The sequence below is a fragment of the Vibrio nereis NBRC 15637 genome (assembly GCF_001591105.1).
GTDB lineage: Bacteria > Pseudomonadota > Gammaproteobacteria > Enterobacterales > Vibrionaceae > Vibrio > Vibrio nereis.
The window spans coordinates 44,723-56,101 of the sequence record NZ_BCUD01000001.1 but is presented as its reverse complement, the minus strand read 5'-3'; the positions used below and the strand labels follow the sequence as shown (position 1 = coordinate 56,101).

Sequence of the window (11,379 nt, the reverse complement as noted above, 5' to 3'; positions counted from 1 at the left end):
TTCTCTTAATAAAAATAAAGCGTTTGCCGCGAATAAATACTTAAGCTTTCAGAAGCTTGGCAATATGCGCTTTTAGTACATCAATTGCGATTCGGTTTTTACCACCACGAGGGACGATAATGTCAGCGTACTGTTTAGAAGGTTCGATAAACTGCATAAACATAGGGCGAACCGTTTGCTGATACTGTTTAAGTACCGACTCCATTGTACGGCCACGCTCTTCTACATCACGCTTAACACGGCGCAGCAAGCAGATATCTAGCGGAGTATCCATAAACACAGTTGCATGCATTAAGTCACGTAGTCGAGGGTCAGTAAGGAGCAAAATACCCTCAAGGATGATCACTTTCTTAGGTGTCATCGTCGTAGTATTTGATGTACGCGTGTGATCTGAATAGCTGTATTCTGGCACTTGGACTGCTTCGCCACGAACAAGCTTTTCTAGGTGATCACAAAGCAGATCATGGTCCAGTGCGCTCGGGTGATCGTAATTCGTTTTTACACGCTCTTCCATGCTCAAGTGGCTTTGATCGTTGTAGTAACAATCTTCCGTAATTACACCAATTTGATGATCGCCCACTTTCTCACGCAGCTCATTGTAGATTGTGCTCGCGATTAAACTTTTTCCAGAAGCAGACGCGCCAGCAATACCGACGATGACGCATTGATTATTATCAGACATTATTCTTGCACCCGATGAATTGAATTGGTGTCGTTAGCTAATAACTCAGATATGCCAACAAAAGCATACCGATATTAGTCAAAAATAGATAAACCGCCTGATTATAGGGAGTTCGGGGGGGAGATTCCAGCGCGTATTATCGTAATCAGCCTAATTGGAATAACGGCTCTCAACGCAAACGATTACAAATAATAAAAAGCCTGTTTACTGTTTAATTAACATCCACAAGCATACCGATTCCACCACGCCTTTCCGCTCAAAAGGGTGAAAAGGAGTGGTGATAATCATATGCAACAGATAACAAGCTGTGCTATTCGACCATGGTAAAGAGGATAGACTCCGGTTTTTCTTTACCCTTCCAGTACATTCTGGCACAAGTGGATTGCGCAAGTGCCATGTACTGTTTCGCGTGCTCTGAGTCAGGACGCGCTGCAACGGTTGGTTTACCGTTATCAATATCTTCACGTACTGAAATGTGCAGTGGGATCTGCGCTAATAGATCCAATCCATATTCCTGCGACATTTGTTCTGCACCACCAGCGCCAAAAATGTGCTCTTTTTCACCACAATGACTACAAATGTGGTAACTCATATTTTCGACCAAACCAATCACTGGTACGTGGACTTTCTCAAACATCGCCGCGCCTTTACGAGCATCAGCCAACGCTAGATCTTGCGGTGTCGTCACGATGACGGCGCCTGTAACTGGTACTTGCTGCGCCAGTGACAATTGAATGTCACCCGTGCCCGGTGGCATATCAATCACCAAATAATCGAGCTCAGGCCATTCAGTCTCATTAAGCAATTGTGCTAACGCTTTGGCCGCCATTGGACCACGCCAAATCGCGGCTTCGTCTTTTGAAACCAGGTAACCGATGGAATGGGTGTAAATACCATGCGCCGAAATTGGCTGCATCCACTTGTTGTCACGCACTTGAGGGCTGGCATTCATTTCGCCCATCATCATGGGTACTGAGGGACCGTAGATATCAGCATCGAGTAGGCCAACTTTTGCCCCTGAATGCGCCATTGCCAATGCTAAATTGACGGAGGTAGTTGATTTCCCTACCCCACCTTTCGCCGACGTAACGGCAATGATGTTCTTCACCCCTTTCACTTCGGCCGCAACGTGCGTCTCTAACGCCTTAGGCGCAATTTGAATAGAAAACTCAAACGAGGGTACTTGAGCGGATTCTTGCTGGTTAGTGATCCAGCCAGATAAATCATCAACGAGTGAATTAGCCGCAAAAGGCAACGCAATACTAAAACCTTCGGTTTCGACTGCAATAATATTTGGCTGTGAAGCCCATTCCTCTGTAAGGCATGGGTGCTTAAATTGGTTTAACCAATCACAAAAATCTTGTTTTGAAGTGAACTGACGCATAGGCCCTCCTTTTACTGACTATGCTACCACTAGCAAGGTCCGTACTGAACCCTGAAAAAACTAAGGTAATCACCCCTTTGACAGCTTGGAGTCATTCGGGGGATAAGGTAGTATTACTCTTTAATTTTTTAGACCTATCAAAAAAGCGAATATTAAGTATGGCAAACGATCCAAGAAACTTTCCTGCAAGGAAAATGCTGGTAACTTGTGCCCTTCCGTACGCTAACGGTTCGATCCACCTTGGTCATATGCTAGAGCATATCCAAGCGGACATTTGGGTTCGTTACCAACGCCTACGCGGCAACACTGTAAACTTCATTTGTGCTGACGATGCTCACGGCACGCCAATCATGCTTAAAGCGCAACAGATGGGTATTACTCCTGAAGAGATGATTGCCGCCGTCAGCGAAGAGCACCAAAAAGACTTTGCCGGCTTTGATATCAGCTTTGATAACTACCACAGTACACACTCAGATGAGAACCGTGAGCTGGCTTCACACATCTACCTTGAACTAAAGAAAAACGGCTTTATTTCTAGCCGTACGATTTCTCAGCTGTTTGACCCTGAGAAAGAGATGTTCCTACCGGACCGTTTCGTAAAAGGTACTTGCCCTAAGTGTAAGTCTGAAGACCAGTACGGCGACAACTGTGATGCATGTGGTGAGACTTACAGCCCGACTGAACTGATCAATCCTAAATCTGCCGTTTCTGGTGCGACGCCAGTAATGAAAGATTCTGAGCACTTCTTCTTCGACCTACCTCAGTTTGAAAGCATGCTAAAAGAGTGGACTCGCTCTGGCTCGCTACAAGCTGAAACCGCGAACAAGATGCAAGAGTGGTTTGAATCTGGGCTACAACAGTGGGATATCTCGCGTGATGCGCCGTACTTCGGCTTCGAGATCCCAGGTGAAACAGGCAAGTTCTTCTACGTATGGCTAGATGCACCTATCGGCTACATGGGTTCATTCAAAAACCTATGTGATAAACGCGATGACCTAGACTTTGACGAGTACTGGAAGAAAGACAGCACTGCGGAACTTTACCACTTCATCGGTAAAGACATTGTTTACTTCCACAGCCTATTCTGGCCAGCAATGCTAGAAGGTTCTGGTTTCCGCAAGCCAAACAACGTGTACGTGCATGGCTATGTAACCGTAAACGGCGCGAAAATGTCTAAGTCTAAAGGCACGTTCATAAAAGCGAGCACTTACCTTGATCACCTAGACCCTGAGTGCCTACGTTATTACTACGCAGCGAAGCTAAACAGCCGTATTGATGACTTAGACCTTAACCTTGAAGACTTTACGCAACGCGTGAACGCTGACGTAGTAAACAAGATCGTTAACCTAGCATCACGTAACGCTGGCTTTATCGCTAAACGTTTCGAAGGCAAGCTGTCTGACAACTTTGCTGAGCCAGAACTATACAACGAGTTCGTTGCCGCAGCAGAACGTATCGCAGAGCTCTTTGAAACTCGTGAGTTTGGTCGCGCAATCCGTGAAATCACGGCACTAGCAGACAAAGCGAACCAATATGTTGACGAAAAAGCACCTTGGGTAATCGCGAAAGAAGAAGGCAAAGATCAGGAGCTGCAAGACATCTGTTCTGTGGGTATCAACCTGTTCCGCGTTCTGATGACTTACCTAAAACCAGTGATGCCAGCACTGGCTGCGCGTACTGAAGCGTTCCTAAACCAAGAGCTGACTTGGGAAGGCATCGCTGCGCCACTAACGGGTCACGAAATCACTAAGTTCAAAGCACTGTTCAACCGCATCGACCCTAAGAAAGTTGAAGCGATGGTTGAAGCTTCTAAAGAAGACGCAGCCGCTGAAATGGCAGCGAAAGAGAAAGCAGAAGCCGAGAAAAATGAGACAGAGCTAAGCAAAGAGCCAATCGCAGATGAAATCGAGTTTGATGACTTTGCCAAAGTAGACCTGCGCATTGCTAAAATTGTTGAGTGTGAAGAAGTGCCTAAAGCTAACAAGCTACTTAAGCTTCAACTTGATATCGGTGGTGAAATGCGCCAAGTATTTGCAGGGATTAAGTCTGCATACAAGCCTGAAGACCTTATCGGTAAACACACGGTGATGGTTGCTAACCTGAAGCCGCGTAAGATGAAGTTTGGTATGTCTGAAGGCATGGTGTTGGCAGCTGGCCCTGGTGGCAGCGACCTATGGATTCTTGAGCCACACGAAGGTGCTCAGCCTGGTATGCGCGTCATGTAAGCTTTAAGCGACAAATAAACAGAAACCCCGCCACTTTAGCGGGGTTTTTTATTGATAGCTTAATTAAAGTGATACCGAAATAGACATAGCTCTACAATTGCATATAAAGTGAAAATCATTTCAACCAAAAGTATTGATATATATAAGGTAAACATTTAGCTTGTGAGCGCTTAACAAGGATTTGTTCACATGACCGATACAACTCGCCCAATCGCAAATAGCTCTGATTCTCCAGCACAAGCAACAACGTCTAAAGAAGCCATTACGCTCAATCAAACTCGTTCATTTATATGGGAGTTTGTACTGACGTTGTCTACTTTTTCTGTTTACTCCATCTTTTATTTGGTGGTTAGAACACACGAGTTCAACAAACTCGGTAAAAAAAGATTCACACCTTGGCTGTGGCTGTTCTCGTTATCCCCTGTTATTTCTCTATTTAGTCTGCCGATACTACATTCGACTCTTACGAAGCTAGAAACAGAGTATTCATCTCCTCATGATAAGAAGTGGGATCTTGTAACAATCGTGATTATGTTGCTTAGCAACACTTATGTATCGTTATCTTCAAAACTCCCAACTCCAATCTGGCTCGATTTACTCATACTCGTTGTGTGGTCTATAAGTTTTGCGTTTTTTGCCCGACGAATTACGAGACTAAAGCACGCAGTGCCAAACGTCAGTTGGAAGAAAGAAAACAAACTCAAACTCGTCTTAAAGTGGCTTCTCGCTATTACCCTTATCCCTATCTATATTGCGGGAGCTGCATTAGAAATCATCGAAATTTATCAACTAAAAGATGTTCCGCGTTTAGAGACGAAGACTTTTACCGCCATTTCTGCGGATCAAAAAGCATCTCTCAAGTTTTTTGAACAAGGTTGGTACCAAGCCGAAATCGGCACGTTCTCTGATGGCAGTGCTGAAGCAGAGTTTGCTAGCATTAATTCGAGCAATTACCTCGTACTATTTACTTACAGTGAAAAGCTAGCGTCGCTTGATGATCACATGCATGACCGAAGAATTTGGTTGGAAGAAAGCCTATCGCAAGCCAAATGTACGCAGAGTAAATACCTGCTAGAAGATCAGGTGTCTGTTAAGTCAGACCTAATTTGCACTGAGCGTATATTTGGAGAAGACTCCATCGCAGTCGTCACCGTGATTGAAACGCCAAAGAAAACTTATGAGTTGCTAGGCATGTATGGTGCACCCGAGTATGCATTTGACAAGCATCGTCAGCTATTCATCCAAATGATCAAGGAGTTCAAAGTAGAATGATGACTCCTACACTCTCAGCCCTCCGCATATGCGGAGGGCATTAGCGGACAACTTAAAGTCGAATCAGATAATACTTTTGATTTGTTATTAGCCGCCAAAGCGCAGCAAGCTCAAGTACGGGCTGATGATACACAGAGCATAGGTGAACTCCGTACAATGAAGCTTTACTCATTTATTTCACACTTTCAGTGCTTGGCTGCACCAAACATGCGCATTCGCACACAAGATAAAACCATAAGCCATTGAATTTAAACAACTAATTAATTGGCATTAAAAATGCCCTACTCCTTAAAAAGCGATTCAATAACAAGGAGTTGGTTATGTTCGTGCTTATTTCAATTGGCATTTCTCTTAGTATTTTGGCTGTCCTGTTTCATATTTCTAAACAGCGCCAAACGTCTCTTCAACGCAAATATGAAATCTTGGTGCTGCTAAGACAGATTTTACTGCTGAGCCGCCAACATCGCGCCATTACTCATCAAGTACTGACTCAAACGAATACGTTCGACCTCTCGCCAAAACTGGCTCAAACCTATGATTTGATGATGGAGAAATCAGGTGAGTTGATTGCCATTGCACAGTTTGACAACAAGCCGATGTACCGAATTTTGCAACTAAAACTCAAGGCATTGGGAAGAGATTGGCAAAAAAACTCCGTTGCGCGAAACCAAGTAATGCACGGCAAAACGATTCGTCACTGTATGTTTCTGATGGATGAGATCGCCATCGCGTGGTTGATTGAATCTGGACGAGAGGATTTAAGCGAAGAGTACCACATCAACTGGCAGCAAGTACTGGACAGTATGGAAACCCTAACGCAATTGCGTATATCGATTCAGGATTGCCATTATCCGGAAGGCATGGTTCGAGTGAAGTATTACTGTGATAAAACACGTAGAAAGCTCAATCAGCTCTCTGTAATTAGTCCTTTGGCACTGGCGTCACCTGCGAGCTCTCGCTCTATGCATACGCTGACAGAAATAAGTTCGAGCAACGATCTACCAATGAACGTCGATGAGCTCTATCAATTGACCACGGAAATATCATTAATTGTTTCCCATGTCTATGACCAAATGCTGTCAGATATGACGGAAAGCCTTTATCAACCTTTACCCAAAGTTGCTTTTAGCTAACAAGCGCCCCAAACGAAAACAGCCATCCGTATTGGATGGCTGTTTATCTTTAAACAACGATTAAAGCATCTTACGCGCCGCTTCAACAACGACTTTGATTGAACGTGCTTCTGTCTCTTTTAGCGTTGAGTGATCTGGAATTTCTTTCTGTGTACGGTTAATGATAACACCTGCAACACAGCCCGCTTTCAGGCCAGAGCTTGCACACATCGTCAAAAGCGTTGCAGATTCCATCTCAAAGTTCAGCACCCCCATTTCTTGCCACTCTTTCATAGAGCCTTGGAAACGCTTAACAACGCGACCAGAGAAAGTATCGTAACGCTCTTGGCCTGGGTAGAACGTATCACTTGAAGCAGTTACACCCATGTGAACTGTCGCACCAGACTCCTCTACTGCCGCTTTCATCGCAGTTGCAACGTCAAAGTCTGCGACTGCTGGGAACTCCATTGGCGCAAAGTGCAGGCTAGCACCATCCAGACGAACAGAGCCCGTGGTTACGATCATGTCACCAACGTTCACATCTGGTTGAATTGCACCAGTTGTACCAACACGCAAGAAAGTACGAACACCAAGTTGAGCAAGTTCTTCTACAGCGATAGAAGTTGAAGGGCCGCCAATACCCGTAGAACATACAACAACAGGGTTACCATCTAGCTCTGCGCGGTAAAGTGTGTACTCACGCTGGCTAGCTAAAAATACTGGATTTTCCATCTCTTCAGCAATTTTTTGTACGCGCGCAGGATCACCAGGAATGATCGCTAGAGTAGCACCAGCAAGATCTTCTTTGGTAACACCTAGGTGGAAAACAGCTTGAGACATAGGGGGCTCCTTATTTTGGCAAGTCGACACTATCTTGTCTTCGCTTGCTCTATATATTCATCGGGTACAGAATCTACTCTATCTGAGTTTTTACGCCCTTATAGAGATCATAATCACATTTACAAACGCAATTGGATTACCATTTACACTCAAAATAGATCTACATCACAATTAAAGGCAAGCGAGACGATTTGGTTGCATAAAAGTTAGCTATCTAGCTTTGATTTAAATCGCAACAAGCGTAGTGCATTCAAAGTAACAATAGCGGTTGCACCACTATCAGCAAGTACAGCGACCCATAACCCTGTTATCCCTAACAAACTCGTGACTAAAAACACGCCTTTGAGACCAAGTGCCAGAGCGATATTTTGACGAATATTGGTTAATGTGGCTCGTGATAACTCAATCATCCCAACGAGCTCGATTAAGCGATTATGGGTAATGGCCGCATCGGCCGTTTCTAAAGCCACATCGGTCCCCCCACCCATTGCAATCCCTATATTTGCTGCTTTCATTGCGGGTGCGTCGTTAATGCCATCACCCACCATGGCGACATGCGACTGTTGTGATAGCTTTTCAATATAAGTCACTTTATCTTGCGGTAATAGGCTGGCTTGGAAATCAATACCTATTTGGTTACTGATCGATTGTGCACTACGTGGGTTATCGCCCGTTAACATGATAGAGCGAATACCTAGCTGCTTTAGCACTGCCACAGATTCGGCCGAATCTTCACGAAGTGTGTCTTGCCAAGCAATGAGTCCCATTAGCGAATCATCACCTTCTACAGCCACCACAACCGTTTTGCCTTGCTCTTCCAATAGATGAACTTGCTGCTCAACTTCTTGGCTAAGCGTGAAATCCAGCTTGCTCGGTGCAACCGCGGTGTAACGTACACCAGCAACTACCCCTGTGACCCCACTGCCGACAAGCGCTTGTTTACCAGATGCTTCTGGTAATGCTATCTGTAACTGTCTTGCTTTATTGACAAGTGAAACGGCCAATGGATGGCTTGAGCCCACCTCGATAGAAGCTATCTTCTCCAGTAATTGCGTCTCACTCCAAGCATTGAGTGTAATCACGTCTGTGACTTCGGGTTCGCCTTTAGTCAGTGTGCCCGTTTTATCAAACGCGATTGCTTCGATTTTACCAAGTTGCTCCAACGCAGCGCCGCCTTTAATTAAAGCCCCTCGGCGTGCGCCAGCCGCCAATCCTGAGGTAATTGCTGCTGGAGTTGAGATAACTAACGCGCACGGACAGGCAATTAACAGCAAGGCCAACCCTCGGTAGGTCCACGTTTCCCAAGGTTGAGCAAATACCATTGGAGGAACCACAATCACAATTAGGGCCACCAGCATCATGAGTGGTGTGTACCAACGGCTAAACTTATCGAGAAAACGTTCAAGAGGCGCTTTGCGAGATTCCGCTTCTTCGATCAAATGGAGAATACGATCAATGGCATTTTCGCCCTGTTTAGAGGTAATAGTGAAACGGACCACTCGATCGACAACCACTGCGCCTGCCATCACGTTGTCACCCTCACTGCGCTCAATAGGCAAAGATTCGCCTGTCAAAGCACTTTCATCAAAACTAGCCGTACTGCTCATCAGGCGTCCATCGGCGGGCAGTCGCCCTCCTGGAGAAACTTCGATAATATCGTTAGGTTGAAGCTCACTGGCAGACACTTCTATCCGTTGTCCACCCGATATTTTGGTCGCTGTGTCAGGGACAAGGGCCATTAATGATTGCACACCACTACGCGCTTTATGCGCTGCAAATGCCTCCAATTGCTCGCCAATTAAAAAGAGCAATAACACCATTGCAGCTTCTGCCGTTTCCCCCAGATAAAGCGCCCCTAATGCTGCCACGCTCATTAAGGTTTCTATGGCAAAAGGCGTCCCAGATTTCGCCAATGACAGCGCTTTTTTACCGATCGGATATAGGCCGATTAAACACGTAATAATAAACAACCATTCACTCACCTGAGGCATAGTGGGCTTAATCGCCGTGGCGAATGCCATCGAGGCTGCTATCGCGATAATGGATTTGTTTTTTACTAGGATACTTTTCCAGCCTGAGGGCTGATCATTTTGGTAAGCAGAAGAAAAGTCACTGAAGGAAAAACCCGTGTCGATGATGGTTTGTTCGACCAATTGAGCGACACCAGAGTGATTGGCATTCACCACTAGCTTTTGCGTGGTAAACAATACTTGAGATTGTAAAACACCCTCAACGTTATTGACGGCGGTTTCTATTTTTCTGGCACAGGATGGGCAGTCCATCCCATCGATTTTCCAGCTGTGGGTAAATGGTGCTGCGGCAGAGACTTTGGGGTCTGTGTCCTCATCTATTGGTTCAACGCCACTGCTGCATCCTGTTGAACTACAGCAATCCTGCGTTTCTACACCTTCCATTTTAATAGAAGCAATTTTGGGGCTAGAACACGAATCAGCATGAGAAGGATTCAACGCAACTTTGTTAGAACGACAAGCATGATGTTTTGTGCACATAGTTTGATCTCCATTTGATGTACACACTAATCATAAACCTTGGAGTCGACTCTAAGGTCAAATGATTTCTTGCCTGAACAAGGTACTTTTTCCTCGAAACAAATGCCTATCTCTCACTCCTATCTGCTAAAACCTAAAAAGTGGCGCGAATAGCGCCACTTTTGCGTCTATCAATTGAACGCTAAACTGGGTGCTTAAAACACTCATCAATATTTTTAGCGATAGCGAGCAACACGTTTTGACGCGTAATGATGCCAAGCAGTTTGTTGTTGGCATCAACGACTGGATACACTTTGGGTTTATCTTTGGTCATCATTTCCGCCAGTGCAATGATTGACGTATCTGGTGTCACTGACAAAACATCTGGGTGCATACAGTCTTTCACGATGTGCGTATCTTGGCAGTAATACGACACCTTAATCAATTTTTCCAACAAGTCTTGCCCCGATAAAAAACCAATCACTTCTTTTTTATCGTTAATCACTGGCCCCCCTAAATAGCGAGAGTTCAGCACCTTCTGCAAGGCTGCGCTTAATGACATGTCTGGTGTAAAGGTTACCGCCTGCAGTGTCATGTAGTCTTTTACTTTTAGTGATTCCATTGAGTTCTCCTTAATTCGCCAGTCATGCTGCGTACAATGTAATTGTTGTCTAATTTCTTGATTTTACTAAATGGAAATCACCAATTTTTTTAATTGTTGCTTCCTATCAAACATCAAAAACTAAGCAAGCGCCCTGCCACTAAGCCCTTAATAGACGTGGCAACAGCCGTAAATTTTGAAACAGAGAACTCACTGAAACACCTTATAGTCATGTGTAAGACACATTTTTAGTCAGCCAAGATCAAAAAAGCGCCCTCATTAATGGAGGGCGCTTTCATATCATTGACTGGTCACTTACTTATTGTGCCATCGCTGTGCGGCTTGTGCGTCTGAATCTCTCGACTCGACCCAACGAGTATCTTCGGTCGTACGTTCTTTCTTCCAGAATGGTGCTTTGGTTTTCAGGTAATCCATCACAAATTCACAAGCTTCGAAGGCCGCGCCGCGGTGAGCGCTCGATACACCGACAAAGACGATTTGGTCACCAATATCTAAATCACCGACTCGATGAATAACGCGAACGCTTTGCAGTGGCCAACGCTTTTCTGCTTCATCACAGATTTCAGCCAGCGCTTTTTCCGTCATGCCTGGGTAGTGCTCTAGCGAAAGCCCGGTAACATTATCGCCGAGGTTCATGTCACGAACTTTGCCAACGAAAGTCACCACGGCACCAGATGCTGTACCTTGTGCTAATGAGTCATACTCAGCGCCAACGGAAAAGTCTTCAAACTGAACCGACACACGACTATCCAT

At 45.1% G+C, this 11,379-nt stretch carries 9 protein-coding genes; 3 read left to right on the top strand and 6 right to left on the bottom strand.

Going from position 1 to position 11,379, the window contains the following annotated elements; translation table 11 throughout:
• Positions 1–40 precede the first annotated feature (40 nt).
• Entirely contained in the window at positions 41–682 is a 642-nt protein-coding gene (udk, locus tag VNE01S_RS00280; protein WP_053396480.1) for a uridine kinase, read from the bottom strand.
• A 310-nt stretch (positions 683–992) separates the two neighbouring features.
• On the bottom strand, positions 993–2,066 hold the full coding sequence (gene apbC, locus VNE01S_RS00275; protein WP_053396481.1) for an iron-sulfur cluster carrier protein ApbC: 1,074 nt from the start codon (positions 2,064–2,066) through the stop codon (positions 993–995).
• A gap of 158 nt (positions 2,067–2,224) precedes the next feature.
• Here apbC and metG point away from each other — a divergent pair, with 158 nt between their 5' ends.
• From metG to VNE01S_RS00260, 3 genes are all read left to right on the top strand, one after another.
• The gene (gene metG, locus VNE01S_RS00270; protein ID WP_053396482.1) at positions 2,225–4,291 is read left to right on the top strand and encodes a methionine--tRNA ligase; all 2,067 of its coding nucleotides are present in this window, start codon (positions 2,225–2,227) and stop codon (positions 4,289–4,291) included.
• 189 nt (positions 4,292–4,480) lie between these two features.
• A complete protein-coding gene (locus tag VNE01S_RS00265; RefSeq protein ID WP_053396483.1) occupies positions 4,481–5,563 on the top strand; it encodes a hypothetical protein in 1,083 nt (360 codons plus the stop codon).
• A gap of 320 nt (positions 5,564–5,883) precedes the next feature.
• A complete protein-coding gene (locus tag VNE01S_RS00260) occupies positions 5,884–6,696 on the top strand; it encodes a hypothetical protein (RefSeq protein WP_053396484.1) in 813 nt (270 codons plus the stop codon).
• Positions 6,697–6,756: 60 nt separating this feature from the next.
• Here VNE01S_RS00260 and udp read toward each other — a convergent pair whose 3' ends face one another.
• The 4 genes from udp to moaE form a co-directional block, all read right to left on the bottom strand.
• Positions 6,757–7,515 (bottom strand): uridine phosphorylase, encoded by a 759-nt coding sequence (gene udp / locus VNE01S_RS00255; RefSeq protein WP_053396485.1) that lies wholly within the window; start codon positions 7,513–7,515, stop codon positions 6,757–6,759.
• 206 nt (positions 7,516–7,721) lie between these two features.
• The gene (locus tag VNE01S_RS00250) at positions 7,722–10,025 is read right to left on the bottom strand and encodes a zinc/cadmium/mercury/lead-transporting ATPase (RefSeq protein WP_053396486.1); all 2,304 of its coding nucleotides are present in this window, start codon (positions 10,023–10,025) and stop codon (positions 7,722–7,724) included.
• 181 nt (positions 10,026–10,206) lie between these two features.
• Positions 10,207–10,626, bottom strand: a complete 420-nt coding sequence (locus VNE01S_RS00245; RefSeq protein ID WP_053396487.1) for a CBS domain-containing protein — start codon at positions 10,624–10,626, stop codon at positions 10,207–10,209.
• Positions 10,627–10,920: 294 nt separating this feature from the next.
• A complete protein-coding gene (moaE, locus tag VNE01S_RS00240) occupies positions 10,921–11,379 on the bottom strand; it encodes a molybdopterin synthase catalytic subunit MoaE (protein ID WP_053396488.1) in 459 nt (152 codons plus the stop codon).

Excerpts from the sequence above, each read along its gene's own strand:
- VNE01S_RS00265 (WP_053396483.1), top strand. The coding sequence starts at position 4,481 with ATGACCGATACAACTCGCCCAATCGCAAATAGCTCTGATTCTCCAGCA.
- VNE01S_RS00250 (WP_053396486.1), bottom strand. The coding sequence starts at position 10,025 with ATGTGCACAAAACATCATGCTTGTCGTTCTAACAAAGTTGCGTTGAAT.
- udp (WP_053396485.1), bottom strand. The coding sequence starts at position 7,515 with ATGTCTCAAGCTGTTTTCCACCTAGGTGTTACCAAAGAAGATCTTGCT.
- VNE01S_RS00260 (WP_053396484.1), top strand. The coding sequence starts at position 5,884 with ATGTTCGTGCTTATTTCAATTGGCATTTCTCTTAGTATTTTGGCTGTC.
- VNE01S_RS00245 (WP_053396487.1), bottom strand. The coding sequence starts at position 10,626 with ATGGAATCACTAAAAGTAAAAGACTACATGACACTGCAGGCGGTAACC.
- metG (WP_053396482.1), top strand. The coding sequence starts at position 2,225 with ATGGCAAACGATCCAAGAAACTTTCCTGCAAGGAAAATGCTGGTAACT.
- moaE (WP_053396488.1), bottom strand. The coding sequence starts at position 11,379 with ATGGATAGTCGTGTGTCGGTTCAGTTTGAAGACTTTTCCGTTGGCGCT.
- udk (WP_053396480.1), bottom strand. The coding sequence starts at position 682 with ATGTCTGATAATAATCAATGCGTCATCGTCGGTATTGCTGGCGCGTCT.
- apbC (WP_053396481.1), bottom strand. The coding sequence starts at position 2,066 with ATGCGTCAGTTCACTTCAAAACAAGATTTTTGTGATTGGTTAAACCAA.